Source organism: Herbiconiux flava (assembly GCF_013409865.1).
Taxonomy (GTDB): domain Bacteria; phylum Actinomycetota; class Actinomycetes; order Actinomycetales; family Microbacteriaceae; genus Herbiconiux; species Herbiconiux flava.
Genome location: NZ_JACCBM010000001.1, coordinates 1,211,147 through 1,237,669, shown reverse-complemented (window position 1 = coordinate 1,237,669; position 26,523 = coordinate 1,211,147). Strand labels below are relative to the sequence as shown.

General features: G+C 70.9%; 28 protein-coding genes. 11 read left to right on the top strand and 17 right to left on the bottom strand.

The features are described 5' to 3' along the window. Positions 1-70: 70 nt before the first annotated feature. The 4 genes from BJ984_RS05875 to BJ984_RS05860 all read right to left on the bottom strand — a co-directional run bounded on the left by BJ984_RS05875 (position 71) and on the right by BJ984_RS05860 (position 1,340). Positions 71-373, bottom strand: coding sequence for a hypothetical protein (locus tag BJ984_RS05875; protein WP_179547234.1), 303 nt, complete (start codon positions 371-373; stop codon positions 71-73). 79 nt (positions 374-452) lie between these two features. Then, positions 453-551, bottom strand: a complete 99-nt coding sequence (locus tag BJ984_RS05870) for a 30S ribosomal protein bS22 (protein WP_003792170.1) — start codon at positions 549-551, stop codon at positions 453-455. Between the two features lie 84 nt (positions 552-635). After that, positions 636-839 (bottom strand): helix-turn-helix domain-containing protein, encoded by a 204-nt coding sequence (locus BJ984_RS05865; protein WP_173183105.1) that lies wholly within the window; start codon positions 837-839, stop codon positions 636-638. A 39-nt stretch (positions 840-878) separates the two neighbouring features. After that, the gene (locus BJ984_RS05860; RefSeq protein ID WP_179547233.1) at positions 879-1,340 is read right to left on the bottom strand and encodes an ArsR/SmtB family transcription factor; all 462 of its coding nucleotides are present in this window, start codon (positions 1,338-1,340) and stop codon (positions 879-881) included. 158 nt (positions 1,341-1,498) lie between these two features. Here BJ984_RS05860 and BJ984_RS05855 point away from each other — a divergent pair, with 158 nt between their 5' ends. Beyond that, positions 1,499-2,914, top strand: a complete 1,416-nt coding sequence (locus BJ984_RS05855) for a TrkH family potassium uptake protein (RefSeq protein WP_179549338.1) — start codon at positions 1,499-1,501, stop codon at positions 2,912-2,914. Further along, complete coding sequence (locus tag BJ984_RS05850; protein ID WP_173183103.1) at positions 2,907-3,578, top strand: potassium channel family protein; 672 nt, start codon at positions 2,907-2,909, stop codon at positions 3,576-3,578. The genes BJ984_RS05855 and BJ984_RS05850 overlap by 8 nt, the downstream gene beginning before the upstream one ends. Positions 3,579-3,585: 7 nt before the next feature. Here BJ984_RS05850 and proC read toward each other — a convergent pair whose 3' ends face one another. Then, entirely contained in the window at positions 3,586-4,479 is an 894-nt protein-coding gene (gene proC, locus BJ984_RS05845; protein ID WP_179547232.1) for a pyrroline-5-carboxylate reductase, read from the bottom strand. 49 nt (positions 4,480-4,528) lie between these two features. Between proC and BJ984_RS05840 the strand changes: the two genes are divergently transcribed. Both BJ984_RS05840 and BJ984_RS05835 read left to right on the top strand, forming a co-directional pair. After that, positions 4,529-5,491, top strand: coding sequence for a cation diffusion facilitator family transporter (locus BJ984_RS05840; RefSeq protein ID WP_179547231.1), 963 nt, complete (start codon positions 4,529-4,531; stop codon positions 5,489-5,491). Beyond that, entirely contained in the window at positions 5,488-6,243 is a 756-nt protein-coding gene (locus tag BJ984_RS05835; RefSeq protein WP_246306437.1) for a glutamine amidotransferase-related protein, read from the top strand. Before BJ984_RS05840 ends, BJ984_RS05835 begins: the two co-directional genes overlap by 4 nt. A 45-nt stretch (positions 6,244-6,288) precedes the next feature. Here the strand turns inward: BJ984_RS05835 and tadA are convergent, their stop codons facing one another. After that, positions 6,289-6,717 carry a tRNA adenosine(34) deaminase TadA gene (gene tadA, locus BJ984_RS05830; RefSeq protein WP_179549336.1) on the bottom strand — a complete coding sequence of 143 codons (429 nt, stop codon included), beginning with the start codon at positions 6,715-6,717 and terminating at the stop codon, positions 6,289-6,291. An 86-nt stretch (positions 6,718-6,803) separates the two neighbouring features. Between tadA and upp the strand changes: the two genes are divergently transcribed. The 4 genes from upp (at position 6,804) to BJ984_RS05810 (ending at position 10,166) form a co-directional block, all read left to right on the top strand. Then, on the top strand, positions 6,804-7,436 hold the full coding sequence (upp, locus tag BJ984_RS05825; protein WP_179547230.1) for a uracil phosphoribosyltransferase: 633 nt from the start codon (positions 6,804-6,806) through the stop codon (positions 7,434-7,436). Between the two features lie 97 nt (positions 7,437-7,533). Further along, positions 7,534-8,307: a DUF222 domain-containing protein gene (locus BJ984_RS18910; RefSeq protein ID WP_179547229.1), complete on the top strand. Its 774-nt coding sequence runs from the start codon at positions 7,534-7,536 to the stop codon at positions 8,305-8,307. Beyond that, positions 8,297-8,905 carry an HNH endonuclease signature motif containing protein gene (locus BJ984_RS18905; RefSeq protein WP_179547228.1) on the top strand — a complete coding sequence of 203 codons (609 nt, stop codon included), beginning with the start codon at positions 8,297-8,299 and terminating at the stop codon, positions 8,903-8,905. The genes BJ984_RS18910 and BJ984_RS18905 overlap by 11 nt, the downstream gene beginning before the upstream one ends. A 196-nt stretch (positions 8,906-9,101) precedes the next feature. Further along, a complete protein-coding gene (locus BJ984_RS05810; protein ID WP_246306436.1) occupies positions 9,102-10,166 on the top strand; it encodes an NAD(P)H-dependent flavin oxidoreductase in 1,065 nt (354 codons plus the stop codon). Between the two features lie 22 nt (positions 10,167-10,188). Here BJ984_RS05810 and BJ984_RS05805 read toward each other — a convergent pair whose 3' ends face one another. Then, positions 10,189-11,682 carry an MFS transporter gene (locus tag BJ984_RS05805; protein WP_179547227.1) on the bottom strand — a complete coding sequence of 498 codons (1,494 nt, stop codon included), beginning with the start codon at positions 11,680-11,682 and terminating at the stop codon, positions 10,189-10,191. Positions 11,683-12,076: 394 nt separating this feature from the next. Between BJ984_RS05805 and BJ984_RS05800 the strand changes: the two genes are divergently transcribed. Next, positions 12,077-12,775 carry a winged helix-turn-helix domain-containing protein gene (locus tag BJ984_RS05800; RefSeq protein WP_173183094.1) on the top strand — a complete coding sequence of 233 codons (699 nt, stop codon included), beginning with the start codon at positions 12,077-12,079 and terminating at the stop codon, positions 12,773-12,775. A gap of 62 nt (positions 12,776-12,837) precedes the next feature. Here the strand turns inward: BJ984_RS05800 and BJ984_RS05795 are convergent, their stop codons facing one another. From BJ984_RS05795 to BJ984_RS05780, 4 genes are all read right to left on the bottom strand, one after another. Beyond that, the gene (locus BJ984_RS05795) at positions 12,838-13,107 is read right to left on the bottom strand and encodes an HPr family phosphocarrier protein (RefSeq protein WP_179547226.1); all 270 of its coding nucleotides are present in this window, start codon (positions 13,105-13,107) and stop codon (positions 12,838-12,840) included. Positions 13,108-13,205: 98 nt separating this feature from the next. Further along, on the bottom strand, positions 13,206-15,362 hold the full coding sequence (locus BJ984_RS05790) for a PTS fructose transporter subunit IIABC (protein WP_179547225.1): 2,157 nt from the start codon (positions 15,360-15,362) through the stop codon (positions 13,206-13,208). A 93-nt stretch (positions 15,363-15,455) separates the two neighbouring features. Next, on the bottom strand, positions 15,456-16,553 hold the full coding sequence (locus BJ984_RS05785; RefSeq protein ID WP_179547224.1) for a 1-phosphofructokinase family hexose kinase: 1,098 nt from the start codon (positions 16,551-16,553) through the stop codon (positions 15,456-15,458). Continuing rightward, positions 16,550-17,338: a DeoR/GlpR family DNA-binding transcription regulator gene (locus BJ984_RS05780; RefSeq protein ID WP_179547223.1), complete on the bottom strand. Its 789-nt coding sequence runs from the start codon at positions 17,336-17,338 to the stop codon at positions 16,550-16,552. Before BJ984_RS05780 ends, BJ984_RS05785 begins: the two co-directional genes overlap by 4 nt. Before the next feature lie 408 nt (positions 17,339-17,746). Here BJ984_RS05780 and BJ984_RS05775 point away from each other — a divergent pair, with 408 nt between their 5' ends. Together BJ984_RS05775 and BJ984_RS05770 are read left to right on the top strand one after the other, a co-directional pair. Further along, a complete protein-coding gene (locus tag BJ984_RS05775; RefSeq protein WP_179547222.1) occupies positions 17,747-18,193 on the top strand; it encodes a MarR family winged helix-turn-helix transcriptional regulator in 447 nt (148 codons plus the stop codon). A 57-nt stretch (positions 18,194-18,250) separates the two neighbouring features. Beyond that, complete coding sequence (locus BJ984_RS05770) at positions 18,251-19,630, top strand: cryptochrome/photolyase family protein (RefSeq protein WP_179547221.1); 1,380 nt, start codon at positions 18,251-18,253, stop codon at positions 19,628-19,630. 25 nt (positions 19,631-19,655) lie between these two features. Here BJ984_RS05770 and BJ984_RS05765 read toward each other — a convergent pair whose 3' ends face one another. The 6 genes from BJ984_RS05765 to BJ984_RS05740 all read right to left on the bottom strand — a co-directional run bounded on the left by BJ984_RS05765 (position 19,656) and on the right by BJ984_RS05740 (position 26,491). Then, positions 19,656-21,182, bottom strand: a complete 1,527-nt coding sequence (locus BJ984_RS05765) for an FAD-dependent oxidoreductase (protein WP_179547220.1) — start codon at positions 21,180-21,182, stop codon at positions 19,656-19,658. Next, on the bottom strand, positions 21,179-22,141 hold the full coding sequence (locus BJ984_RS05760; protein WP_179547219.1) for an FAD:protein FMN transferase: 963 nt from the start codon (positions 22,139-22,141) through the stop codon (positions 21,179-21,181). The genes BJ984_RS05765 and BJ984_RS05760 overlap by 4 nt, the downstream gene beginning before the upstream one ends. A 47-nt stretch (positions 22,142-22,188) precedes the next feature. Continuing rightward, positions 22,189-22,680: an FMN-binding protein gene (locus BJ984_RS05755; RefSeq protein ID WP_309298936.1), complete on the bottom strand. Its 492-nt coding sequence runs from the start codon at positions 22,678-22,680 to the stop codon at positions 22,189-22,191. 157 nt (positions 22,681-22,837) lie between these two features. Next, positions 22,838-23,506 carry a trimeric intracellular cation channel family protein gene (locus BJ984_RS05750; protein WP_179547218.1) on the bottom strand — a complete coding sequence of 223 codons (669 nt, stop codon included), beginning with the start codon at positions 23,504-23,506 and terminating at the stop codon, positions 22,838-22,840. 72 nt (positions 23,507-23,578) lie between these two features. Continuing rightward, positions 23,579-25,162 carry a carboxylesterase/lipase family protein gene (locus BJ984_RS05745; protein WP_179547217.1) on the bottom strand — a complete coding sequence of 528 codons (1,584 nt, stop codon included), beginning with the start codon at positions 25,160-25,162 and terminating at the stop codon, positions 23,579-23,581. 9 nt (positions 25,163-25,171) lie between these two features. Next, complete coding sequence (locus BJ984_RS05740) at positions 25,172-26,491, bottom strand: MFS transporter (protein WP_179547216.1); 1,320 nt, start codon at positions 26,489-26,491, stop codon at positions 25,172-25,174. Between the last annotated feature and the right edge of the window lie 32 nt (positions 26,492-26,523).

The following is a 26,523-nucleotide window of genomic DNA, read 5'->3' as shown; positions in this document are numbered from 1 at the left end:
GACGTCGAGAACAGCTGCGGTGTTGCCTGCGAGAGCAGTGACAAGCCACGAAGACGGTATCACGCCCCGCTCAGAGCACGAAGTCGGGCTTCACCGTCCAGGCCGTCCGCTCCTCGAGGCGGGTGAGCAGCGCCAGCGCGGCGATCTTCGCGTGGTCGTCGCCGAGCTCCGAGTAGACGTCGAGGGCGAGCGGCGGCGGCTCGCCGAACTTCGGGATCTCGACCTCGACCCAGGCGCCGCCCGGCAGCACCACCCGGGGTCGCATGGTGCCCGCGTCGGTGACCACCGCATCCGCCGCCAGCGCCACGATCGCCAGGGCGTCGAGCTTCGTGACCGCGTCGCGCACGACGAGGGTGGCGCAGAAGAGGGGCATGGCGCCAGCCTAAGCAAAAAGCGCCAGGCCCGAAGGTCTGACGCTCTGCTCGCGCAACGGCGAGGCGGAAGCCTCGGCGCTACTTCTTGTTGCGACGCTGGTGGCGAGTCTTGCGAAGCAGCTTGCGGTGCTTCTTCTTCGCCATGCGCTTGCGTCGCTTCTTGATTACAGAACCCACACAGACCTCACACGTTTCGGGGATGACCGCACGAGAACGGCGGCCAGGGGCAGAAAGAGCCTCGGAGAAGTGTAGCAGTCGCCGTCAGGCGGTGTCGGCGATGTGGTTCTTGAGGGCCACGGCGACCGCCGACTCGGGCACCCGGAAGGAGCGGCCGAAGCGGATGGCCGGCAGATCTCCGGCGTGCACGAGACGGTAGACCGTCATCTTCGACACCCGCATCATCTCGGCCACTTCGGCGACGGTGAGGAACTTCACGTCGCCGAGCTCGGACGAGGAGGTGGTCATGGCGAAACTATAGTGCGCCGGGAGCCCCCGCGGGAACGGCTAGCGGCGGAGCTTGGAGACAAGGTCTTCGGTGACCGACTTGACCGCGTGCGAGGTCTGCGCCGCCCGCCGCCCCACGTTCTGGCCGAAGGTCGCCGCGGCCGAACGCACGGCGTCGGAGGCGTTGTCCCACAGGGCATCCTCCTCGGCGGTGTCGAAGTCGGCGGAGAGGAAGGGGATCAGCCAGTCCTCGACGTCCTCCAGCGGGGCGACGTCGATCTTGTAGAAGCGGTGCTGACCCTCCTCGCGCACGGCGACGAGGCCGGCGTCGCGCAGCACCTTGAGGTGCTTCGACACGGTCGGCTGGCTCAGCTCGAGGTGGCCGACGAGCTCCGAGACGCTGTACTCGCCCTCCGAGGCTCCGGAGGCGGTGGCCGACTCCGCGGAGACGTACCGCTCCAGCAGCAGCGACAGCAGCTGACGCCGGGTCGGGTCAGCGATCACGGAGAAGATGTCGGCCATGCGACCAGGGTAGTGGGCAGGGCCCGGATCCGCGTCAAACCCGCCGCTGGCGGCACGGGCCGCCGAGTAGCATTGCTGCGGTGAGCGCCCGTACCCTCCCGGCACGACCCAATCCGTTCAATCGGAGTGCCACTCTGGCGGGTCGCATCCGCGACGGCATGCGGGAGTTCTCGGAGAACTCGCCCTCGCGCTTCGCGATCCTGATCTTCGCGGTGCTCATCCTGATCTTCACGATCCTGTTCTCGCTCCCGATCGCGGCCACCGACGGCAAGATGACCCCGCTGGCCGACGCCCTCTTCACAGCGGTCTCGGTGATCTGCGTGACGGGCCTGTCCACCGTCGACATGGCCACCCACTGGTCGGCCTTCGGCCACACCATCGTCTACATCGGTGTGCAGATCGGTGCTCTCGGGGTGCTGACGCTGGCGAGCATCCTGGGCCTGGCCATCTCGCGCAAGCTCGGCCTGCGTGCCCGGCTGATCGCCGCGAGCGACACCAACCCGCTGCGCATGCACCACGGCCCGGTCGCCGAGGGGCAGGCGGTGCGGCTCGGGGAAATCGGCTCGCTGCTCGCGACCGTCGCCATCAGCGCCCTCGTCATCGAGGCGCTGCTCGCCGCACTCCTCTTCCCGCGGATGCTCATCGACGGCATCCCCGTGGGCGAGGCCGTCTGGCACAGCTTCTACTACTCGGCCATGGCGTTCACGAACACCGGATTCGCGCCGAACGCCGAAGGACTCGCCCCCTTCGCCGACGACTACTTCTTCCTCGGCGTGCTGATGCTCGGCGTCGTGCTCGGCGCCATCGGCTTCCCCGTGATCTACACGCTGTCGCGGAGCCTGCGGGCGTGGGGCATCCGCCGCCGCACCGGACGCGTGCACGGCACCGAGACGCGGGTGCGCTGGTCGGTGCACGTGAAGCTCACCATCGTGACGAGCCTGCTTCTGATCGTCGTAGGGGCGGCCCTCTACATCGCACTCGAGTTCGACAACCCGAAGACCTTCGGCCAGCTCGACGCCGGCGACACCGTCTTCCAGAGCTTCTTCCTCTCGGTGATGACGCGCTCGGGCGGCTTCTCGACCATCTCCATCCCCGATCTCAACGGCTCGAGTCTCCTGGTCACCGACATGCTGATGTTCATCGGCGGCGGCTCGGCCTCGACGGCGGGCGGCATCAAGGTGACGACGCTGGCGGTGCTGTTCCTCGCCGCGTTCGCCGAGGCGCGGGGTGTGCACGACATGGAGTCGTTCGGGCGCCGCATCCCGAGCGACGTGCTGCGCCTCGGTGTGTCCGTGGTGCTGTGGGGGGCCACCACGGTCGCGGTGTCGAGCATCCTGATCCTGCAGATCTCGAAGGCCTCGCTCGACTTCGTGCTGTTCGACGTGATCTCGGCGTTCGCCACCTCGGGGCTGACGACCGGTCTCACGGCCTCGCTGCCCGACGCGGGCGTCTACATCATGGCCGCCACGATGTTCATGGGCCGCGTTGGTACAGTGACACTCGCCGCAGCCCTGGCGGCCAGCCAGCGGCAGCAGCTCTACAAGCGCCCGGAAGAGAGGCCCATCGTTGGTTGATCGCATCAGACACGACGCGCCCGTGCTCGTGATCGGCCTCGGCCGGTTCGGTGCGGCGACCGCGGGCGAGCTCGACCGGCTGGGCCGCGAGGTGCTCGCGATCGACGAGGACGAGCGGCTCGTGCAGAAGTGGTCGGAGCGGGTGACCCACACGGTGCAGGCGGATGCCCGCAACGTCGAGGCCCTGCGCCAGATCGGGGCCCCCGAGTTCCAGATCGCGGTCGTCGCGGTCGGCTCGTCGATCGAGGCCTCGGTGCTGATCACGGCGAACCTCGTCGACCTGAGGGTGCCGCAGATCTGGGCGAAGGCGATCTCGCGCTCGCACGGCAAGATCCTCGAGCGCATCGGCGCCAACCACGTCATCTACCCCGAGGCCGAGGCCGGCGAGCGCGTCGCGCACCTCGTCTCGGGGCGCATGCTCGACTTCATCGAGTTCGACGACGACTTCGCGCTGGTGAAGATGTACCCGCCGAAGCCGATTCGCGGGCTGAACCTCACGGAGTCGGGGGTGCGGTCGAAGTATCACGTGACCGTCGTGGGTGTGAAGAGCCCGGGGAAGCCGTTCACCTACGCGACCGAGTCGACCGTGGTGTCGAACCACGATCTGATCATCGTGTCGGGGAAGTCGTCGGACATCGAGACGTTCGCGGCGCTCGGGAACTAGCGCAGCTCTAGCCGGCGGCGAGCTCGCGGGCCCGCGCGAGGGCGGCGTCGGTGGCGCGGACGAAAAGCTCCGGGAGGCCCGCCTCCTGCAGCACCGCGACGGCGCGCTCCGTCGTGCCCTTGGGGCTCGTCACCTGGATGCGCAGCTCGGTCGGGGTCTTCCCCGACGCCACGAGGAGCTCGGCGGCGCCCGCGAAGGTGCCGTTCACGAGCTCGGCGGCCTGAGCATCCGTGAACCCCTTCTGCACAGCGGCCTCGGTCAGCGCTTCTATCAACAGGAAGACGTAGGCGGGGCCCGAGCCCGAGATCGTACTGAGAGCATCGAGCTGGCTCTCCGGAACCTCGACCACCGTCCCCACGGTCTCGAACAGGCGGCGCACCAGCGCGAGGTCGTCGTCGCTCGAGCGGGTTCCTGCCGAGACGCCGGTGACGGCACGTCCCACCACCGCGGGCGTGTTCGGCATCGACCGCACCACAGACACACCAGAAGGGAGGTGCTCCTCGAATGTCGCCACGGTCACCCCGGCTGCCACGCTCACGACCACGGCATCCGGCTCCAGCGCATCCGCGATCTCGTCGAGCAGATCGACCACCATCGAGGGCTTCACCGCGACCAGCACGACGTGGGCGCCCGCGACGGCCCGCCGGTTCGCCTCGGCGTCGTCGTCGGTCGCGAACGCCGTCACGCCCGGCGTGCCGGCCAGCTCGGCGGCCTTTGCGGCGCTGCGGTTGGTCACGCGGATCGGGCCGTCGACCTCGACCGTCGGCGCGAGCAGCCCGCTCAGGATGGCGCGGCCCATCGACCCGGCTCCGAGCAGGGCGATCGTCGGCAGTGCGAGCGGGGAGGGCACCTGGTCGGTCGGCTCGGTAGCGGTCGGCACGGTGGGCTCTGCGTCGGTCATCCCGCCATCCTAGGATTGGCATCACCCCACCGCAGGAAGAAGGTCTCACGTGAGTGCATCGGGCGGCACCAGGGCGATCGTCGCGGCTCTGCTGGCCAACGTCGGCATCGCCATCGCGAAGTTCGTCGCGTTCCTCATCTCGGGATCGTCGTCGATGCTCGCCGAGAGCGTGCACTCGCTCGCCGATTCGGGCAACCAGCTCCTGCTCCTGCTCGGCGGCCGCAAGGCCAAGAAGCAGGCCGACCGCGAGCACCCCTTCGGCTACGGCCGCGAGCGCTACGTCTACGCGTTCGTCGTGTCGATCATCCTGTTCTCGGTCGGCGGCGTCTTCGCCATCTACGAGGGCATCGAGAAGATCTCCCACCCCGAGGAGATCTCGAACCCGATCGTGCCGCTCGCGGTGCTGGTGATCGCCATCGGGCTCGAAGGCTTCTCGCTGCGCACCGCGATCAAGGAGAGCAACCACACCCGCGGGAAGCAGAGCTGGGTGCAGTTCGTGCGCCGCGCCAAGGCGCCCGAGCTGCCCGTCGTGCTGCTCGAGGACACGGCGGCCCTCACCGGTCTCGCCTTCGCCCTCGTGGGTGTCGGCCTCTCCGTGATCACGGGCGACGGGGTGTGGGACGGCATCGGGACGCTCTTCATCGGCGTGCTGCTCGTCGTCGTCGCCGTCATCCTCGGCATCGAGACCAAGAGCCTCCTCGTCGGCGAGGGCGCGACCGATGCCGACCACGAGAAGATCGTGCGGGCGATCGAGTCGACGCCGAAGGTCGACCGCCTCATCCACATCAAGACGCTCTACCTCGGGCCCGACGAGCTGCTCGTCGGCGCGAAGATCGCGCTCGCGCCCGACTCGGAGCTGCGCGACGTCGCCGAGACGATCGACGAGGTCGAGGGCCGTATCCGCGAGGTCGTGCCCATCGCCCGCGTCATCTACCTCGAGCCCGACGTCTACGTGCCGCCCGTCGACGTCGAGCTCAACACCTCGGCGATCGTGATCAAGAGCGCCGATTGACCGAGCTCCGAGCGACCGAGCAGATGGCCGGGCCGGCCGGCGCTCGCCGCGCTGTCGTCGTGCAGCATCAGGCGTCGGTGCACCTCGGCAACTTCGCCCCGGTGCTCACGCGTCACGGCTACTCGATCGAGCTCGTCGACGCGTCGGGCCCGGCGGCGGAGTTCGCGGCGGGGCTCTCGCGGGCGCGGGATGCCGAGCTGGTGATCGTGCTCGGTTCCACCGACGGCGTCTACGAGCGCGACCGGCTCGGCTACATCGACCCCGAACTCGACTTCCTGCGGGCCCGCCTCGACGCGGAGCGCCCCGTGCTCGGCGTCTGCTTCGGGGCGCAGGCGATGGCGGCGGCGCTGGGGTCGTCCGTGCATCCGGGGCCCGTCGAGGTCGGCTACCGGGTCGTCGAGCCCACCGCGGCGGGTGCGGGCTCGCCGGTGCGCCACGTCGCCGGTGTGCCCGTGGCCGAGTGGCACGGCGACACCTTCGACCTGCCCGACGGCGTGACCCTGCTGGCTTCCTCGGCCGAGTACCCGAACGAGGCCTTCGGCATCGGCGAATGGATGCTCGCGGTGCAGTTCCACCCGGAACTGACCTCCGACATGCACGAGCAGTGGCTCACGGGAGACGAGGCCTACGTGACGGCGGCGGGCTACTCCCCCGCAGCGCTCCGCGCCGAGCGGGCCCGGTACTCGGACGCGATGCAGACCGCCTCGTCCCGCCTCCTCGACGACTACCTCACCCGCATCGCGGCCCTCTGAGCCGCCCTCCGAGCAGCACCCCGGGCAGCCCCCTGCCCGCGGCCGTCAGGCGCCGCGGAAGAAGGTGGTGAGCAGCGCGGCGCAGGCGGCGGCCTCCACGCCGGCGACGACCTCGACCCGGTGGTTGAGGCGACGGTCGCGCAGCACGTCGTAGACCGAGCCGGCGGCTCCCGCCTTCTCGTCCCAGGCGCCGTAGACAACCCGCGGCACCCGCGCCGACAGGATCGCGCCCGCGCACATGACGCATGGCTCGAGCGTGACGACGAGGGTCGCCCCGGTCAGGTGCCAGTCGCCGATCGTCTCCGCCGCCTGGCGGAGGGCCAGCACCTCGGCGTGGGCTGTCGGGTCGTGGCGGGCCTCGCGCTCGTTGCGTCCGACGCCGATCACGGTGCCGGCGGCATCGAGCACGATCGCGCCGACCGGGACGTCGCCGGTGTCGAGCGCGGCCCTGGCCTCGACGAGGGCGGCGCGCATCCACTCGTCGAGCACACTCGCGGGCGGGAGCGGCGGGGCGGCGTTCTCGGGCACGGTGGCGCCGTCCTCTCCAGTAGATTGGCCTCATGCGAGTTCACGTTGCCGATCACCCGCTCATCACCCACAAGCTCACCGTGCTGCGCGACCGCACGACACCCTCGCCGACCTTCCGCGCGCTCACCGAGGAGCTCGTGACGCTCCTAGCCTACGAGGCCACCCGCAACGTGAGCGTGGAGCCGATCACAATCCAGACCCCCGTCGCCGAGACCCAGGGCCTGGCGCTGAGCGAGCCGCGTCCGCTCGTGGTGCCGATCCTGCGCGCCGGGCTCGGCATGCTCGAGGGCATGGTGAAGCTGGTGCCGTCGGCCGAGGTCGGCTTCCTCGGGATGGTGCGCAACGAGGAGACCCTCGAGCCCACCACCTACGCCGAGCGCCTGCCCGACGACCTCTCCGACCGCCAGTGCTTCGTGCTCGACCCGATGCTCGCCACCGGCGGCTCGCTGTCGGCGGCGATCAAGTTCCTCTTCGACCGCGGTGCGCAGGACGTCACGGCGATCTGCCTCCTCGCAGCTCCCGAAGGCGTCGCCGCCCTCGAGAAGGCCACCGAGGGCCGCGACGTCACCCTGGTGCTGGGCGCCCTCGACGAGCGCCTCAACGAGAAGGGCTACATCGTCCCGGGCCTCGGCGACGCGGGCGACCGCCTCTACGGGCTGGTCTAGTCCGACCGACCCGCACCTGTCCCTCCGCACCCGCTCAGAGGCTACGGACGCGCGGATTAATAGAGCATTCATCAGGTATTTCTGATAGAATCTCAGCATGGAACCAGACGTCTCGCTCAAGGAGATCGCCCGCGATCTCCAAGGCGTTCTGGGTGCGGCGCGCAGCAGGCTGGCGGGGCTTTCCGACGAGGCCGTGTTGGAGCTGATGGCCGACTTCGAGGCGGTTGCACGGCTGGTCTCGGCCGGGCAGGTGCACACCGCTGGCGAGGTCGCGGTACGGTCACGCACCGAGCTCGGCGACGAGGGCCTCAGCCGGTCGCAGAACTTCACCAGCCCCGTCGCGCTCATCGCGAAGGTCACCGGGGCATCGGCGCGGGCGTGCAAGGCCCGGCTCGAGCTCGGTCGGCGACTGCGGGGCGCGGTGCTGCTGGGTGGTGGCGAGGGGCCGGTGCCGTTCTCGGTGGTCGCTCGCGTGCTCGATGAAGGCGTGCTCGGCGTCGAGGCGGCGGCGGCCATCGTGAAGCAGTGCAGTGTGCTCGCCGATCGCGGATGCTCGCCCGACGTCGTAGCCCTCGCCGAAGAGACCCTGGTCGATCAGACCCTCTCGTGTCGGCTGACCGCCGATGAGACGTTCAGGGCCGCCATCCACCTGCGCGAAGTACTCGACCCCGATGGTGCGGAGCCGCGGGACGAGGTGCTGCAGATGCAGCGGTCACTGACTATCGCGCAATCGTCGGATGGGATGTACCGGGGGAAGTTCGCGCTCACCCCCGAGCAGGGCGGGGGTGTGGATGTCGAGCATCCGGGCGTTGCAGAGCCCGCGCGTGACAGGGCCACGGTTCGTCGATGGCGACGAGTACGTGACTGCTGATGGCCGTACCGCAGCGCAGAAGAACGCCGACACCGTCACCGAACTCATCGCCCGCGCCGCTGGCGCCGACGACATGCCTCGCATCAACGGGGCCATCGCCACGGTCAACGTGCACATGACCCTCGACGACCTCCTGGCAGGCCGCGGAGTCGGGTGGATCGACGGCATCGACCAGCCCATCCCCGCCTCCACCGTCGCGCAACTGCGCTGCGCATCCCCCGTCGCAGCGACCCTCTTCGGCGACAAGGGCGAAGTGCTCTACCACGGCAAGACCAAGCGCCTCTTCACCCCGGCGCAGAACCGGGCACTAGCCGCCCGCGACGGCGGATGCGTGTGGCCCAGCTGCGACCGGCCACCCTCATACTGCGAGACACATCATGCGAACGAGTGGGTTTCAGACGATCATCCGCCCGGCCGCACCGACATCGACAACGGCGTACTTCTCTGTCACTTCCATCACTCGCACCTGCACAAATCACCGTGGAAACTGGTCATGCACGACGGGGTGCCTCATCTCATCCCGCCGAGATGGGTCGACACGGAACAGACACCGATCCCAACCACCCGGCGACGCACCATCCAGCGACCCGCCGCCTAGCCAGCCACCGCATCCGAGGGCAAGCGCGAAGCGCGCGGCAGCACACCCGACTGCCGCGCGCTCACGCGCTTGCCCGAGATGGTCATGGCTGGATCAAGGAGATCGGGTCCGGTCGGCAGGACCGCGGAGTGCGCGGGTTCCAGAGATGGATGATCGCACTGCGAGCCGGGCGCCGCGGCGGGTGGATACTCGGAGCATGACGATGTCGTTGGGAGCCGCGATCGGGGTCGAGGTACCGATCGTGCTGGGGCCGTTCGGCGGGGTCTCGTCGGTGGAGCTCGCTGCGGTCGTGAGCGACCGGGGCGGTCTCGGGTCCTTCGGGCTGTACGGGTACGACGCCGCGCGCATCCGGCAGGTCGCCGCAGAACTCCACGCCCGCACGCGCCGGCCGTTCGCCCTCAACCTGTGGGTGCCGACGGGCGACGAGGCCGCGCCTGCCGAGTCGGCGACGGCGACGGCGTTCGCGAAGGCGGCGGCATCCGTCGCCCCGCTGTTCGCCGAGGTGGGACTCGAGATGCCCGGGCTGCCCGACGCCTTCCTTCCGCCGTTCGGCGAGCAGGTCGACGCCGTGCTCGAGGCGCGCCCGGCCGCCGTGTCGTTCGTGTTCGGGGTGCCGCCCGAAGACGTCGTCGAGCGCACCCACCGTGCCGGGATCGTCGTGATCGGCACCGCGACGACCGTCGACGAGGCCCTTGCGCTCGAGCACGGCGGAGTCGACGTCGTCGTCGCCTCGGGGTCGGAGGCCGGCGGGCACCGCACCTCGTTCCTCCGCCCGCCCGAGCAGTCGCTCGTCGGAACGATGGCGCTGGTGCCCCAGGTGGTCGACGCGGTCGGCGTGCCGGTCGTGGCGGCCGGCGGCATCGCCGAGCGGCGCGGGGTCGCTGCGGCCGCCGCGCTCGGCGCCGACGGTGTGCAGGTGGGCACCGCGTTCCTGCGCACCCGGCAGTCGGCGGCGCCCGAGTCGCACAGACAGGCCATCGCCGCTGCGGCCGCCCACGACACCGTGCTCACCCGCGCGATGAGCGGACGGCTCGCCCGCGGCCTCCCGAACCGGGCGACGCGAATCGTCGAGGAGTCCGGCGCCATTGCTCCCTTCCCCACGCAGAACTGGCTCACCGGACGCTTCCGAGCCGAGGCCTCCCGACTCGATCGCGGCGAGCTCCTCTCGCTCTGGGCCGGCCAGTCAGCGGCGCTCGCCCAGCTCGACGACGCGGGCGCCGTCTTCGACGAGCTCAGAGCCGGCTTCCCGCCCGCACACTGACCCGCACCGAGCGAAAGCCCGCCTACGAAGCCGCGGAAGAGGCCGGCTCCTCGGCATCCGGGCCCGCCGCCTGCTTCGCCCGCCGCCGCAGGTCGAGCAGCCCGATCACGAGCGCCACCGACAGCAGCCCCAGCGCCACGAAGAACGCGTTGCGGAACCCGTCGTGGTAGATCATCACGTTGTCGGCGTTGCCCGGCCCCTCGCGGTACAGCGTCGCGAAGAAGATGGACGAGGCCGCCGCGACGCCCATCGCCGTGCCGACGCGCTGCCCCACCTGGGCCATCGACCCGGCCACGCCGCCCTCGGTCACCGGGATCTCGGCGAGCGTCAGCGTCTGGTTCGGCGAGATCACGAAGCCGCCACCGGCACCCGCGACCGCCATCGCCCCCGCCATCAGCCAGATCGACCAGCCGGCCGGCGGCAGCACGGCTGCGAGCAGCACCAGCACGAACCCGATCATCGCCACGACGACGCCGATCACCACGAGCTTGCGCCCCAGCCGCATCACGAGCCGCCCACCGATCAGCGACGAGATCGCCGAGGTCAGTGCGAACGGGATGCTCACCATCCCCGCGAACACCGGCTCGAACCCGAGCCCCTCCTGCAGGAACAGCGTCGTCAGCAGGAACACCGCCGGCACCGCCGCGAACCAGGCCGTCGCGAGCAGCAGCCCGTTGCGGTACGAGCTGATCGTGAACAGCGAGAAGCGGATGGCCGGCGACTTGCCGCTCGCCTGGTACCGCCGCTCCCACCAGATGAACAGCGCCACCGCGACGACCGTGCCCGCGAGCCAGAACCAGCGGAAGTTGCTGTCGTCGGGCCCTCCGGTGGTCAGCACGAACGGCAGCATGAAGGTGAAGACGGATGCTCCGAGCAGCACGATCCCGATCAGGTCGAGGTTCCTCGCACCGGGGTCGCGCACCTGCGCCTTGGGCAGCAGCCTGATGGCGATCAGCAGCAGCACGATGCCGAGCGGCACGTTCATCCAGAACAGCAGGCGCCAGCCGTCGGTCGGCCCGCCGATCGCGATGAGCAGCCCGCCGAGCGTCGGACCGAACGCCGTCGCCACGCCGATCGTCGCCCCGAAGAGCCCGAAGGCGCGGCCGCGCTCCTCGCCCTGGAAGAGCTGCTGCACGAGACCGAGCACCTGCGGCATCTGGATGCCCGCCGCCACACCCTGCACGATCCGCGCGATGACGAGCGTGTTGATGTCGGGCGCGACTGCGCAGGCCGCGCTGGCGAGGGTGAAGGCGCTGAGCCCGATGATGAACAGCAGTTTGCGCGAGTAGAGGTCGCCGAGACGGCCGGAGGGCACGAGCGCGAGACCGAACGCGAGGGCGTAGCCCGCGACGATGATCTGCAGCTCGGTCGGGCCGGCGCCGAGCGACTTCTCGATCGACGGCAGTCCGACGTTCACCTTCGACAGGTCGAGGATCGTCAGCGCGGCGACCGCGACGCAGACCGCGAAGGCCTGCCAGCGTGCCCGATCGGCGATCGGTGGGGACGTCTGGGTCATGCCTCGCTCCGGGTCATGGGGTCGAACCTATACCTCAGCCGTCGCCGTGCCACTGCACAGAAGTCGAGCGGATGCTTGACATCCGTCTCGCGCATCCGCTTTGATTGGGGACATGACTGACAACGCGTTCACCCCGACCTCCTTTGAGGCCCCCGGGAACGCCGGCATGATGGCCGGCGGCGCCGTCATGTGCTGTCGAATGTGTCGCTGACGAGAACTCTCACCCTCTCGCTCGAGCACCGACCCCCGCGCATCTGATCGCGGAGAGCGTCGTGCTCCCCGGCATCCGTCTCGTCTGATTCGGTCTGCCGTCTCCGGATCCGCACCAGGATCCTTCGGAATGACACACTTCCGGCCCGTCGACCACGGGCCGCTCCCGCTAGGACACGCCTCCATGTCGATCGCCCACCTCGATTCCCGCCCCTCCACCGTCACCCCCCTCCGCTCGCGCGTCGCCGCGGAGCCCACCCCCCGCATCCGCGCCGTGCCCGACGGCACCGAGGCCCGCGGCTTCGTGCTCTACGTCGGCATCGACGAGGACAAGGCGGCCGCCGACGGCACCGACCTCGGCCGCATCGTCGAGCAGCTGAAGGCCCTCGCCGCTCAGATCGCCCCCTCCTCCGAGACCTATGCCGCCGTCGCCCTCGCCCCCCGCGGGGCCGGCGGACGCGACGTCGAGGTCGTGCGCCTCGCCCTGCAGGACCCGGCCGCGCTCGCCAAGCACCGCCAGGCCCCTGACGAGGAGCAGGACCGCGCCCGCGACGGCGTCGTCGTCGACCTCTCCCGCAAGCGCGTACTGCTCGACAACCAGGCCGCGAACCTCACCTACAAGGAGTTCGAGCTGCTGCAGTACCTGGTGCTCCGCGAGGGCCGCACCATCGAGCGCGCCGAGCTGATCTCGTCGCTCTGGTCTGCCGGCGACGAGGAGGTGCCGAACGAGCGCACCATCGACGTGCACGTGCGGCGCCTGCGCTCCAAGCTCGGCGACTACGAGGACATCGTGCGCACCGTGCGCGGCGTCGGGTACCGCTTCGATCGGCACGCCGACGTCTCGGTGCGCCACACCTCGACACCCTCCCCCGACCTGTTCTGACGCAGAACGCCCCTCCGCTGCTGGCGGAAGGGCGTTCTGAGACGAGCGGATGCGCGGCGTCGCTACTCGGCGTCGAGATCCGTCTCGAGCAGGGCGACCAGCTCGGTCAGCGCCGCGTCGGCGTCGGGGCCCTCGGCCGCGAGCGTGACGGTGTCGCCGTTGGCGGCGCCGAGGCTCATGATCGAGAGGATGCTCGACGCGTCCATCGGCGCGCTGCCGTCCTTCGAGATGGTGACCTTGGTGTTCTGGCGCTTCACGGCCTCGATGAAGAGCGAGGCGGGGCGGGCGTGCAGCCCGACGCGGCTGGCGATGGTGGCGGTGCGTTCCGGCATGGGGATCCTTCGGTGGTGGTGGGGCGGGGTGGACGGGCGGGGTCGGTCACCGGCGCCGTGGGTCGGCGACGTGGGACGCGTGGCGTCGGTGACCGGTGTCAGCGGGCCGGGACCGGGGTGCGGGTGGCAGCCGGGGCGGGGGCGCCGGCCGGGGCGGTGGCGCGAGCATCCGGAGCCTGCGCGGACGTGTCGGCAGCCGCACCGGCCTGCACCGGGCGACGGCGCACGAAGCGCTTCAGCAGCACGACGAGGGCGGCGGAGACGACCATGCCCGCGAGGATCGCGACGATGAACATGCCAACGTTGCCGATCGCGAAGAAGACGAAGATGCCGCCGTGCGGGGCCTGAGAGGTGACGCCGGTTCCCATCACGATGGCGCCGGTGAGCGCGCTGCCCACGATGCCGGCCGGGATGACGCGCAGCGGGTCGGCCGCCGCGAACGGGATGGCTCCCTCGGAGATGAAGGCCGCGCCGAGGAACCAGGCCGCCTTGCCGTTCTCGCGCTCGGCGGCGCTGAACAGCTTGCGGTCGATCAGGGTGGCGAGCGCCAGGGCCAGCGGTGGCACCATGCCGGCGGCCATGACCGCGGCCATGATCTGCCAGGGGGCCTGGTTCGCGATGGTGCCGGCGCCGAGGCCGGCGACCGCGAAGGCGTAGGCGACCTTGTTGATCGGGCCACCGAGGTCGATGGCCATCATCGTGCCGAGGATGACGCCGAGCAGCACTGCGGAGGCCCCGGTCAGCGAGGACAGCCAGTCGTTCAGTCCGCTCATCAGCAGCGCGATCGGGCCGCCCAGCACGAGCAGCATCAGGCCGGAGGCGAAGATCGAGCCGAACAGCGGGATGATCACGACGGGCATCAGTCCGCGGATGACTCGAGGCACCCGGATACGGCCGATCGCCCAGGCGATGAAGCCCGCGAGCAGACCGCCGACGAGGCCGCCGAGGAAGCCCGCGTTCATCACCAGCGCGACCGCTCCGGCCGTGAAGCCGACCGCGATGCCGGGCCGGTCGGCGATGGCGTAGGCGATGTAACCCGCCAGCGCCGGAACGAGGAAGCCCATCGAGGCCGCGCCGATGACGAAGGCGACGGCGCCCAGGTAGGTGGAGAGCCCGCCCTCGGGGAGGTTCCAGAGGCTGTTGCCGAGGACGATGTCGGTGGCGTTGCCGTTGATCTGGTAGCCCGCGAGCAGGAAGCCGAGGGCGATCAGGAGGCCGCCGCCGGCGACGAAGGGGATCATGTAGCTGACACCGGTGAGGAGGTAGCGCTTGAGCTTCTGGCCGATGTGCTCGTTCGGGCCGGAGTCGGTGCTGCCGGCCGCTGTGCCGTCGGTGTCGTTGCCGCCGCCGGCTACTCGCCGGGCGTTCGGGTCGTCCGCCGCGGCCAGCGCTTCGGCGACCATAGCGTCGGGCTCGTCGATGCCGCGCTTGACTGGGGCCTGGATGACCGGGAGTCCCGCGAACCGGGCCTTGTCGCGCACGTCGACGTCGACCGCGAAGACGACGGCGGTGGCACGGGCGATGAGGGCGGGGTCGAGCGGGGTGGCTCCCGAGGAGCCCTGGGTCTCGACGTGCAGCTCGACGCCGGCGCGCTCGCCGGCCGCGACCAGGGAGTCCGCCGCCATGTAGGTGTGGGCGATGCCGGTGGGGCAGGCGGTGACGGCGACGATGACAGGGCGGGAGGCCGGGGCCGGGGCCGCGGATGCGGGGGCCGGGGTGGCGGGCGAGGTGGTCGTCGCCGAAGGGGCGGGCTGAGCATCCGTCGCCGTCGTGGCTGCGGCCTGGGCCTTCTCGGGAGCCGGGGCCGGGGCCAGTGCCCCGTCGACGATCGCCACGATCTCGGCCGGGGTGGCCGCCGTGCGGAGGGACGCCACGAACTCGGGCTTGATCAGGGAGCGGGCGAGGGTCGAGAGGAGCTTCAGGTGCTCCTGGTCGGCGCCGTCGGGGGCGGCGATGAAGAAGATGAGGTCGGCGGGGCCGTCGGAGGATCCGAAGTCGACGCCCGGGGCCGGCCGCGCCATGGCGAGCGTGGGCTCGAGCACGGCGGTCGACCGGCAGTGCGGGATGGCCAGGCCGCCGGGGATGCCGGTGTCGGTCTTGCTCTCGCGGTCCCAGGCGTCGGCGAAGAGCGCGTCGACGTCGGTGGCGCGACCGGCGTCGACCACCAGCTGGGCGAGGCGGCGGATGACCGGGGCGCGGTCGCGGCCGAGATCCTGGTCGAGGACGACCAGCTCGGGGGTGATGAGGGCGGACATCGGTGCTCCTTCGGGGCGGGCGCCGCGGCGGTGCGGCGGGGTGCGGGGGGGGGGGTGACGGGAGGTGGTGGTTGACGGGGGTGGGGCGGATGCTCAGCGAACGGCGACGGGCCGGCCGAGGGTGCGACGCGAGCGGGTGCTCACGACGATGGCGTCGGCCGGGGCCTCCGCGGGCAGGGGAACGGTGGAGCCGGGCAGTGCGGCGGCCGCCGCACCGTAGGCGATCGCCTGGGCGAGGCGGGAGGGGTCGTCCCGTCCGCCGTCGGCGGCGAGGAGGTAGCCCGCGAGCGAGCAGTCGCCGGCGCCGACGGTGCTGCGCGCCTCGATGCGCGGGGCGGCGGCGGCATGCACCGCATGCCGCGTGACGAGCTCGGCGCCGTTCGCGCCCAGCGTGACGAGCACCGCGCCCAGGGACTCGGACAGCACGCTCGCGGCCAGCTCCTCGATGCGCTCGTCGCCCGCGGCGAGCTGCTCCGGGTCGGCGACGATCTCGGGGCCGGTCGGGCGCCCCGGTTCGGTCTCGGATGCAGCACCGGCGGGGACGGCTCCGCCGGGGAGGGACTGCACGAGTTCGAGCAGCTCCTCCGCGTTCGGCTTGATGAGGTCGACGGGCTCGCCCGACGCCACCAGGGCGGCCAGCGGAGCGCCCGACGTGTCGACGGCGATACGGAGGCGGCCGTCGGCGGTGCGCCGTGCATCCGTCGCCCCGACACGGTCGCGGGCATCGTGCCGCACCGCCCGGACGATCCGCGCGTAGAAGTCGGAGGGCACGCCGGGAGGCAGGGAGCCCGCGAGCACGAGCCAGCTCGCCGCGCGGGAGTGGGTGACGATGAGGGTCATCAGCGCATCCGTCGTCTCGTCGCTCAGGGGCTCGCCCGGCTCGTTGAGCTTCGTGGTCGTGCCGTCGGGCTCGGTGATGGTGGTGTTCGCGCGGACGGCGCCCCGCACCGCGACGCTCGCCGCCGGGATGCCGTCGGCGTGGAGGGCGACGATCATCGGGTCGTCGAGCGACCCGGGGAGGATGGCCAGGGTCTCGACGCCCGCCGCGTGCAGGGCGCGGGAGACGTTGACACCTTTGCCGCCGGGCTGCTGCGTGGTGCGGGCAGCGCGCTGCACCTGGCCGCGGAGGAGCCGATCGGACAGCTCGATCGTGCGGTCGAGCGAGGGGTTCAGGGTGACGGTGACGATCACGCCACGATCACCTCCACCTCATGGGCGTCGAGCGCCGCGCTGAGGGTGCCGGCCGGGTCGGCGTCGGAGATGAGCACATCGAGCTCGCGCAGCTCGGCGAAGCGGTGCAGGGCCTCGTCGCCGAGCTTCGTCGCGTCGACGAGCGCGACGACGCGACGGGCGCTGCGCACCATGGCGGATTTGACCGAGGCCTCGTGCTCCTCGGGGGTGCTCAGGCCGAACTCGGCGCTGAGGCCGTTGGCGCCGATGAAGGCGATGTCGGGGCGGAGGCGCGCGAGCTGGTCGATCGCGGGGCTGCCGACGGCGGCACTCGTGACACCGCGCACCCGGCCGCCGAGCAGGTGCAGCTCGAGTGCGTCGTTCAGGTGCAGGAGGGATGCGATGGGCACCGAGTTGGTGATGACCGTGAGCTGGGTGCCGGGCGTCGACGGCCGCCAGTGCGCCAGGCGCTCGGCGAGCGCGGCGGTGGTGGTGCCGGAGTCGAGCAGGATCGATCCGCTGAAGTCGTCGCCGAGCAGGGCGAGGGCCGCGTCGGCGATCGCGGACTTCGCCGCGCGGGCCCGGTTCGCCCGATCGGCGACGGTCGGCTCGACGAGGCTCGTCTTGCCGTTGGCGACCGCTCCCCCGTGCACCCGTCGCAGCACGCCGGCCCGCTCGAGGGCGTCGAGGTCGCGGCGCACGGTCTCGGGGGTGACGCCGAGGCTCGTCGCCAGGTCGACGACCGTGACCCGGCCCGCGTCGCTGAGCTGAGCGTGGATGCGCTCGTGGCGTTCGATGGCGTACATGTCGACTCTGACCTCAGCTTCTGCGTCTGTTCGTGTTTCTGCGCAAATCTTCGTTTCGGTGACTCTATGTCTGTTTGTGTGGGGAATCAAGCCCTTAGTACAGAAGGAGCACGCCATCGGAGCTCGTTTGACCCCCATTCGCGGCACACAGCGAACTCCCAGAAAAATAACGATTCGATAACTAGCGCTCCGTTATCTGACCGTTATATATTCATGGAGCGGAAGTTGTTTGCTGTGGCAGCTCCCGCGGAATGTGATTGCAGGACACTCTTGGTGCAAGGGAGAGGGCCCGTCGTTAGCCTCTACGACGGGCCCTCAATCATTTAAGGCGCAGGCACTCCGGGCGCGGGCCTCACCCGAGCACCGGCGTGGAAGAATGAGCTTCCACTACGTTGCAGAAGGAGTGCCATGGCCGCCGCGGAGGTGTCGCCGGTCGCGGCGTGGGAGTCGTTGTTCCGCGCTCAGGTGAGCGTGATGCGGGAGCTGGCCGCCGAGTTCCCGTCGAGCATCGTGTCGCTGAACGAGTACGACGTCATGTTCAACCTGTCGCTGTGCCCGGGCCGCACGCTGCGCATCAAAGACCTGGGCGAGAAGGTGCTGCTCACCCAGCCGAGCATCAGCCGACTCGTCGACCGGCTGGTCGCGCGGGGCATCCTCGAGAAGGCCGACGACCCGAACGACGGGCGCGGCACCCTGGTGCGGCTGACGGATGCGGGGGTCGGCGTGTACCGCCAGGCCGCCGTCGTGCACGCCCAGTCGATCACCGCCCACATGACCGGGCACCTCTCGCCCGACGAGCTGGCTGAGCTGGCCCGTCTCTGCGACAAGCTCCGCGAGGGCGTCTCCGGCCACTGAGCGCTGCCGCCGCACGACGGCGCGGCGGGTGTCGGCGGCGTGGAGTTGACTGGGGACGTGAGCGAGAGAGCAACTTCCGTCGTCTGGTTCCGCGACGACCTGCGCGTGGCCGACAACCCGGCGCTGCACGAGGCCGTGCTGCGCGGCGATCCGATCGTGTGCGTGTACGTGCTCGATGACGAGTCGCCGGGCATCCGGCCGATCGGTGGGGCGTCGCGGTGGTGGCTGCATCACTCGCTCGAGGCGCTCGGGGAGTCGCTGCGCGACGTGGGGCTGACGCTGACGCTGCGGAGGGGTCCGGCGCGCGAGGTCGTGACCGGGCTCGTCGACGAGGTCGGAGCGACGCGGGTGCTCTGGAACCGGCGTTACGGCGAGGTCGAGCGCGGCATCGACGGCGACCTCAAAGCGAGTCTGCGGGAGGCGGGGGTGGAGGCCGAGAGCTCCCAGGGCTCGCTGCTCGCCGAGCCGTGGACCGTGCTGACCGGGCAGGGCGGCTGGTACAAGGTGTTCACCCCCTTCTACCGCGCGGTGATGGCGAAACCGACGCCGCGGCATCCGCTGGCGGCGCCGACGAAGACCGACGGGCTACATCATCGAGAGGTCGCGTCCGACGCGCTGGGCGACTGGGGGCTGCTGCCCGCGGCACCGGTGCCCGATTGGGCCGGCGGCCTGCGCGAGCGCTGGCGTCCGGGAGAAGCCGGCGCGGCCGAGCGAATGGAGACGTTCCTCACCGAGCGGGTGTCGCACTACGTCGCCGACCAGGACCTTCCGGCCGAGGAGGGCACCTCGATGCTCTCACCGCACCTGCGCTGGGGTGAGATCAGCCCGTTCCAGTTCTGGCATGCGCTCGACGGGCATCGCGCGCGGGCCTCGAGCGACGCCGAGGGAGCGGCCGCCGTGCTGCGTCAGCTGATCTGGCGCGAGTTCTCGTATCACCTGCTCTTCCACCTGCCCTCGATCACCACCGAGAACATGCGTTCGGAGTTCGACCGCTTCCCCTGGGCCGAGGTCACCGACGACGAGCTCGAGCGATGGCAGCAGGGCGACACGGGCATCCCGCTGGTCGACGCCGGCATGCGTGAGCTGTGGCAGACCGGCATCATGCACAACCGGGTGCGGATGGTCGTGGCGTCATTCCTCGTCAAGAACCTCCGGGTCGACTGGCGGGTCGGCGAGGCCTGGTTCTGGGACACGCTCGTCGACGCCGACCCGGCGGCCAACGCACTGAACTGGCAGTGGGTCGCGGGGTCCGGGCCCGATGCGGCGCCGTACTTCCGCATCTTCAACCCCGAGCTGCAGGCCTCCAAGTTCGACAAGCACGGCTCCTACGTGAACCGTTACGTGCCCGAGGCGGGCACGCCCGCCTACCCCGAGCCGATGGTCGACCTGAAGGAGTCGCGGCGCGCGGCGCTCGACGCTTACGCGACGATCCGCTGAGGCGGGCGCGAGTCAGGCGCTCCGCTCAGTACCCCGCGAACGCGTCGGTGCGTACCCGCCGCGCCCCTGCCCGCCGCAGCTGCGCCGAGACATGGTCGACGTACCCGGGAGGGCCCGAGACGTAGGCCCGCCGCGCAGCGAGATCCGGGATCGCCTCGCCCGCCACATCGGCCGTGAGTCGGGCCGGCCCGAGGTACGTCCACCCCGGCGGCAGCTCGGCCGGCCGATCGGGCGCGATGACGAGCACGCGGATGCCCGTGGCGGCGATCTCGTCGGTGTACGCCAGCTCGTCCGCAGCCGACGCCGAGTAGATCAGCACCACGTCCCCCGCCGAGCCGCGGCGGGCCCGTTCGGCGAGCTGGCTGACGAACGGTGTGACACCGATCCCGCCGGCGGCGAGCACCAGAGGAACCGAGACGTCGGACGGCAGCAGGAAGTCGCCGCCCACCCAGGTCGCGTGCACGGTCGCTCCCGGCGACAGGGTGGTCAGCGCCCGCTTGAACGAGCTCGACGGATCCGACAGCTTCACGCCGAGCGAGACCGGCGCCGGCGTCTCCGCGTGCAGGCGAGCCGGCGGCGGTGTGGTGATGCTGAACATCCGCCGCGCACCTCGGGCATCGGTGCGAGCATGGGGCAGCGACAGCTCGAGGTACTGTCCGGCGCGGAACGGAACGGGCGAGGCGGGCTCGAAGTCGAACGCCGCCGAGGTCGGGGTCAGCGTGCGGCTGCCCGCGAAGCGGAGGCGCACCCCGCGCCGCTGGCCGAACGCGAAGGCGACGACGTTGCCGATCACCAGCGCGATCTCGGGCGTCGAGTACACGCTCCCGAGCGTGAACGGGATCGAGAACGGCACCGCGACGACCACGGCGACGAGCAGCTGCTGCCAGCGGCGCGGCGGCAGCGTCAGCGGCTCGCTCAGCATGAAGCCGGCGAGGAAGACGATCGGGAACGAGCCGAACGCCAGCACCAGCGCGTCGGGGAAGGCGGTTCCGGTGAGCATGATCCGCCCGATGGTGATCGCCCCGGCGGCCACCACGAAGGTGAGCCCGAGCGCGAGCTTGCGGGTGCGCCAGAGCACCAGGAAGGCGCCGATCGCCACGAAGGGCAGCAGCACCGGCGTCGCCACCCACCACGCCGACGGGTACAGCCCGGTCACGCTCATCACCACGGCCGCCGCGGCGACGGGGTTCAGGACGTGCCGCCCCCGGAAGGCCAGCACGAACTTCGACGCCGCTGCGATGGCCCCGGTGAGGGCGATCAGCGCGAGCCCGGCCGGGTCGGCCGTCGGCATGAAGACGAAGACGATGATCAGCCCCGAGATCGCCGACGACGGCAGGTGCGCGCGGGTCCGGAACAGCCGCGCCAGCAGCCAGCTCACCGCACCGGTCGCGACGACCGCGACCACCGTCGAGAGCACCAGCTGCAACGGGGTGTAGAACAGCTGCCCCAGCGCGCCGGCGACGATGGCGGTCACCACCAGCGCGGCGAGCACCAGCACGATCAGGTTGTACATGGTGACGCGCCCGATCAAGGTGTCGAGTCGTGCTTTCATGCGAAGAGCTCCCCGGGGAAGTCACGGGAGCGCTCGGCGCGCCCGTCGGCGTACATGCGGACATAGCTGAAGTGGAATGTCTTCGCCAGCTGGTGGGCGCCGGTGAAGAAGAGGGCGGTCGCGAGGCCGTCGGCGAGAGCCGTCGAGGAAGCGATGACCCAGGTGGCGATCACCTCGCGGGCGGGCGATCCGGTGCGCGGGTCGACGATGTGGTGGAGTCCCCCGCCCCAGGCCCGGCGGTTGCTCGCCGAGGCGCAGAGTGAGAGGCCGGCGAACTCGGCGACGCCGATCGCCTTGCTCGGGTCGAGCGGATGCTCGAGCCCCACCCGCACGGGGGTGCTGCCCGAGTGCGCCAGATCCCCGCTCCCGTCGACGACGTACTCGGTGTGGCCGGCGTCGCGAAGCACGGAGGCCACGAGATCGACGAGATACCCCTTGCCGGCGGCGCCGAGGTCGATGACGGTCCCGGCGGGCGCCGAGACGGAGACGCCGGAGCGCGGCGAAGCTGAGGTGCGGGTGACGGTGGTGGGCCAGGTGGGTCGGTCACGAGCATCCGGAACCGAGGGCTCACCCGCGGGCGACGCACGCAGCGTGTACTCCGCGTCGTACCCGAGCTGCTCGAGCCGCGCCCCGACCAGCGGGTCGACCGCCCCCTCGGTGGCGGCGTGCAGCCGGTCGTAGAGCTCGAACAGAGGCTCTGCGTCAGCCGGGAAGTCGACCTCGGCGGCGCCGCGGGCGAGCGCCGTGACGAGCGAGTCGGGCCGGAACCGCGAGTAGTCGCGGTCGAAGGCCTCGACCCGCTCGAGCACGGCGGCACGGGTGGCCGGCCCGAGCGGCTGCGAGTGCGGCGTCTCGATCTGCCAATGCGTGCCGATCGCCTCGAAGTCGAACCGCGACGGCCGCGGTGCCAGGGCACCGTCAGCGGACGGATCGACGGGAGCGGAGGGATCGGCGAGCATGGCGGAGACGGGCGCGGCGACGACGGGTGGGGTGACGACCGGCGGCGTCAGGCCGCGTCGGACTTGATGGTCTCGACGGCCTCGTTGAAGCCGCCGCTGGTGAGGCTCGAGCCGGCGACACGGGAGACGTCGATCTCGTCGACGTCCTTACCGACGACGACCTCGGAGATGCCGTCGGCGAACTGGGTCTGGTAGTTGACGGAGTTCGGGTTGGTGGCCTCCGGCGTGACCGTGACGGCGGTGATGACGTCGCCCGCGAGGGTGAGCGAGACGTCGATCTCCTCCTGGCCGTTGGGCGAGGTGTAGCTGCCCGTGGCTTCGTAGGTGCCGTCCTGGTAGGTGGACGAGCCGGTCGAGTCGTCGGCCGCAGCGGTCGACGAGGGGGTCGCCGCGGCCGAGGCGGCCGGGGTGGAGTCCGTGTCGGCCGAGCCGGAGCCGGACTCGGCCGTCGCATCGGTGGCGCAGCCGGCCAGGGCGACCGAGAGCGAGACTCCGGCGAGGGCGGAGAGGCCGATCTTCTTCTGTCGGGTGGTCATCATGGGCGCATCCTGTCGTTGGGGGCGGGGGCGGTCTCGACGGTATTCAGCGAAGCTGGCAGAGCCCTATGGCGTTTCTTTGCACCTGGCCTGAGGCCGGTGTGCAAGGAGGGCTGCCGACGGCCTCATCCTCGGACAACGGGGCCCGGCGACGAAACGTTCAGGCGCGCTTCTGCCGGCGCAGCCGCCGGAGGGTGCTGATGGTGCGCTGCTCGGGTAGGCTCCAGCCGAAGCGCACGGCCAGCAGGCGGATCAGGGTCGTGACGATCACGCAGCCGATGCCCGCGACGGTGATGTTCGAGCCCATCCCGAACGCCACCGTGAGGAAGATCGCACCGGCGCCCGCCGCGACGGCGTAGAGCGATCCGACGTGCATCACACCGATCGGCAGCCCGAGCAGGATGTCGCGGAGCATGCCTCCACCGACCGCCGCGACGATGCCCACGAAGATGGCAGGCACGACGGGCAGGCCGAACGCGAGCGCCTTGCTGGTGCCGATCGCGCAGAACAGCCCGAGGCTGACGGCGTCGAGCACCGTGACGAGCACGTTCAGGCGGGTGAACACGCGCTCGAGCAGCATGCCCAGCAGCGCCGCGACGATCGCCACGGGGATGAACCAGTTCGACTCCAGCGCGGCCGGCACCGTGTTCAGCAGCAGGTCGCGGATGAGACCGCCCCCGAAGCCCGCGACCACCCCGATCAGGCCGACGCCGAGCAGGTCGAGCCGCTTGTCCTTGAACTGGGCCGCGAACGACGCGCCCTGCACGCTGCCGAGGCCGGTCGCCGCGAGGTCGAGCCAGAACGGCGTGACGAACTGCTCGGCGACCATGCAGCATTCCTATCACGACGGTGAGGCGCCTCGGGCGCGGCTCGGGACGGGGGCGGATGCTCGCCCGGCGCGTCACCGGAAGGCGAGGATCTCCGGCCCCCACGCCTCGCGGATCTCGCCGTCGGGGTCGTTGTCGACCCGTTCCTCCCGGTCGATGATCAGGGTGGGGCGCTCCTCGGTGTCGTAGGGAGGCCAGGGCACGGCGTCGGTGTCGGGCGCCTCACCGCGGGCGAACGCGATCCAGCGGCCGCGCATCCGCCCCGCCACCCGCAGCGCCTCGGCCCGGCCGCCCAGCCCGAACACGATGTCGCGGCCGCGCGGCGCGAACGAGCCGAAGACGTAGGCGAGCTCGGCGGCGTGGGTGGCGCCGATGCCCGTGACCCGGAGGAGGGGGGTGGCGTGGTCGAAGCGGTACATCCAGGTGGGGGCGTGCCGGCTGTGGGCCTCCGCGAGCCAGATGCTGGGCATCCGGAACCCCGCGTCGCGGGAGACCTCGGCCGGGGTGCGCCGGCGCGGGTAGCTCGGGTAGGCGCCGGTGATGCGCGCGCCCGCCTCGTCGAAGCCGGGGCTGCCGGGGTTGTCGGCGGCGATCTCGGCGAACATCTGCTCGACCTTCTCGGAGGTGATCGGCAGGAGCGGCGAGCGCATCAGCTTGAAGAACGACGACTCGTCGTGGTTCGTGCCGATGATCAGCGGGATGCGGGGCACGTGCCCCTCGCGGAACGCCGTCAGCGGATACTCGGGCACGACCTCGTCGTCGATCACCGGGGCCATCGCCAGGGTGCCCGGCACCGCGCCCGAGACCTCGTGCACCAGCTCGGCGCCCGCATCGACCAGGTCGAAGGGGTCGAGCTCCCGCAGCCGGTGGGCGTCGCCCGGATCGATGCCGACGATGTCGAGGAAGCGGTGCGCCACCGTCGCGGCGCGCTCACGGCCGTAGACCGAGGTGACGGGCGCGCTCTGCGCGATGGCCCGGTGGAACAGGCCGGTGGTCAGGGGCGACGCCATCAATGCGATGACGGATGCTCCGCCGGCCGATTCGCCGAAAAGGGTGACGTTGCCGGGGTCGCCGCCGAACGCGGCGATGTTCCGCTGCACCCACGCGAGGCCCGCGATCTGGTCGCGCAGGCCGACGTTCGCGTCGAAGCCGTGGCGGAACGCGGAGTCGGTGCCGGGGTTCAGGCTCGAGAAGTCGACGAAGCCCAGGATGCCCAGGCGGTAGTTGACGGTGACCACGACGACGTCGCCCTCGGCCGCGAGGGTGGTGGCGTCGTAGAAGCGCTGGGCGGTCGAGCCGGCGAAGTAGCCGCCGCCGTGGATCCAGACCATGACCGGTCTGCCGGCCGCACCCGCCGCACCCGGCGCGGACCCGGCCGGCGCCCAGACGTTCAGCGTCAGGCAATCCTCACCGAGCGGCACCGAGGGGTCGACCTCCATCGACTTCAGCACGTGCTGCGGCGCCATCGCCCCGAACGCCGTCGCATCGCGCAGCTCGTGCCAGGGCTCGGGCGGCTGCGGCCGGCGGAAGCGCCGCTCCCCTGTGGGCGAGGCCGCGAACGGGATGCCCTTCCAGCTGAGCACCTCGCCGTCGCGGGCTCCGCGGACGGCTCCGGCGATGGTCTGGCGGATGAGGGATTCCCGGACCGCGCGCGTCATGCTCCGATGCTACTCACGCCGGCTGGGTTCGGCCGGGGCGTCGACGACCCCGCCGTCGGCCGCGGGCGACGCATCGCCGCCCTCTGCCACCTCCTTCACCGCCACCGCCCGCGACGCCGCGATCGCCGCCCGCCCCGACGGCAACGCGATCGCGACGACCACCACGACCACGGTCAGCGCCCCCGCGACGACGAGCAGCAGCTGCACGCTGATCACATCGGCCAGCGGCCCGAACACGCTCATGCCGATGGGGGCAGCCAGCGCCATCACGATGCCGACGTAGCTGAACACCCGCCCGTGCTTGTCGGGGTCGACCGTCTCCTGCACGAGCGTCATGAACGGCGCCGAGAACAGCGGCACCAGCAGGCCGAAACCGAACATGAAGCCGTAGAACACCCAGAGGTTCGGGCTCAGCCCGAGCGCCGTGGTGAACACCGCGAAGCCGAAGGTCGCGAACAGGATCAGCCCCATCCGGCTGAACCGCGCGAGCACCGTCGACACGAGGATGCCGCCGATGATCATGCCCACGCTGAACGCGAGCTCGAGCACCGTGACCATCCACACCTCGTCGCCGAAGGTGCGGGCGACCATCAGCGGGGTGATGAACGAGGGCGCCACGGTGAGCAGGAAGATGATGGCGAACACCACCAGCAGCCAGCGCACGACCTTGTGCCGCCAGATGTACTGCAGCCCCTCGACGAGGTCGTAGCGGAAGCTGGTCTCCTTCGCCGCGATCGAGGCGAGCGTCGGCACCGTCACGAGCGCCAGCAGTCCCACGCCGATCACGGCCGTGACGACGTCGATGAAGAACACCGGCACGATGCCGAACACGCCGAACACCGCTCCCGCGGCCGCCGGGGCGAGCAGGGCCATGGCCGACTGGATGGTCTGGAACAGCCCGTTCACCCGCATCAGCTGATCGGGCGGCGCGATCTGCGGGATCATCGCCTGCACGGCCGGCGACTGCACCCCGGCGCCGATCGAGCGCACGCCGACCGCGACGAGGATGATCCACAGATCGGTCAGCCCGTTCAGCATCAGCAGGGCCAGCGCGAGCGTCGCCAGCGCGATGCTGCTGTCGGCGATCATCACGAGCACCTTGCGGTTGACCCGGTCGGCGATCACCCCGCCGAAGATCGACACGATGCCCTGCGGCAGGAAGGCGGCGAGCGCGTAGAGCGCGACCGCCAGCCCCGACCTGGTCTCGAAGGTGACGTACCACATCACCGCGTACTGCACGATCATCGACCCGAACAGCGACACGGTCTGCCCCGTGAGGAACAGACCGGCGTTCCGCTTCCAGTGCGCCGGCGCCTCGGTGGTGGTCATGTGAACAGCGTACACATGACCACCGACACCGG

What these genes read in the sequence shown, in the direction of transcription:
- BJ984_RS18910 (WP_179547229.1), top strand. Translation starts at nt 7,534, where the DNA reads ATGGAACCAGACGTCTCGCTCAAGGAGATCGCCCGCGATCTCCAAGGC.
- tadA (WP_179549336.1), bottom strand. Translation starts at nt 6,717, where the DNA reads ATGCGCGCCGCCCTCGTCGAGGCCAGGGCCGCGCTCGACACCGGCGAC.
- BJ984_RS05745 (WP_179547217.1), bottom strand. Translation starts at nt 25,162, where the DNA reads ATGACGCGCGCGGTCCGGGAATCCCTCATCCGCCAGACCATCGCCGGA.
- BJ984_RS05810 (WP_246306436.1), top strand. Translation starts at nt 9,102, where the DNA reads ATGACGATGTCGTTGGGAGCCGCGATCGGGGTCGAGGTACCGATCGTG.
- BJ984_RS05855 (WP_179549338.1), top strand. Translation starts at nt 1,499, where the DNA reads ATGCGGGAGTTCTCGGAGAACTCGCCCTCGCGCTTCGCGATCCTGATC.
- upp (WP_179547230.1), top strand. Translation starts at nt 6,804, where the DNA reads ATGCGAGTTCACGTTGCCGATCACCCGCTCATCACCCACAAGCTCACC.
- BJ984_RS05775 (WP_179547222.1), top strand. Translation starts at nt 17,747, where the DNA reads ATGGCCGCCGCGGAGGTGTCGCCGGTCGCGGCGTGGGAGTCGTTGTTC.
- BJ984_RS05795 (WP_179547226.1), bottom strand. Translation starts at nt 13,107, where the DNA reads ATGCCGGAACGCACCGCCACCATCGCCAGCCGCGTCGGGCTGCACGCC.
- proC (WP_179547232.1), bottom strand. Translation starts at nt 4,479, where the DNA reads ATGACCGACGCAGAGCCCACCGTGCCGACCGCTACCGAGCCGACCGAC.
- BJ984_RS05765 (WP_179547220.1), bottom strand. Translation starts at nt 21,182, where the DNA reads ATGAAAGCACGACTCGACACCTTGATCGGGCGCGTCACCATGTACAAC.
- BJ984_RS05755 (WP_309298936.1), bottom strand. Translation starts at nt 22,680, where the DNA reads ATGATGACCACCCGACAGAAGAAGATCGGCCTCTCCGCCCTCGCCGGA.
- BJ984_RS05865 (WP_173183105.1), bottom strand. Translation starts at nt 839, where the DNA reads ATGACCACCTCCTCGTCCGAGCTCGGCGACGTGAAGTTCCTCACCGTC.
- BJ984_RS05805 (WP_179547227.1), bottom strand. Translation starts at nt 11,682, where the DNA reads ATGACCCAGACGTCCCCACCGATCGCCGATCGGGCACGCTGGCAGGCC.
- BJ984_RS05780 (WP_179547223.1), bottom strand. Translation starts at nt 17,338, where the DNA reads ATGTACGCCATCGAACGCCACGAGCGCATCCACGCTCAGCTCAGCGAC.
- BJ984_RS05750 (WP_179547218.1), bottom strand. Translation starts at nt 23,506, where the DNA reads ATGGTCGCCGAGCAGTTCGTCACGCCGTTCTGGCTCGACCTCGCGGCG.
- BJ984_RS05790 (WP_179547225.1), bottom strand. Translation starts at nt 15,362, where the DNA reads ATGTCCGCCCTCATCACCCCCGAGCTGGTCGTCCTCGACCAGGATCTC.
- BJ984_RS05800 (WP_173183094.1), top strand. Translation starts at nt 12,077, where the DNA reads ATGTCGATCGCCCACCTCGATTCCCGCCCCTCCACCGTCACCCCCCTC.
- BJ984_RS05860 (WP_179547233.1), bottom strand. Translation starts at nt 1,340, where the DNA reads ATGGCCGACATCTTCTCCGTGATCGCTGACCCGACCCGGCGTCAGCTG.
- BJ984_RS05740 (WP_179547216.1), bottom strand. Translation starts at nt 26,491, where the DNA reads ATGACCACCACCGAGGCGCCGGCGCACTGGAAGCGGAACGCCGGTCTG.
- BJ984_RS05760 (WP_179547219.1), bottom strand. Translation starts at nt 22,141, where the DNA reads ATGCTCGCCGATCCCTCCGCTCCCGTCGATCCGTCCGCTGACGGTGCC.
- BJ984_RS05875 (WP_179547234.1), bottom strand. Translation starts at nt 373, where the DNA reads ATGCCCCTCTTCTGCGCCACCCTCGTCGTGCGCGACGCGGTCACGAAG.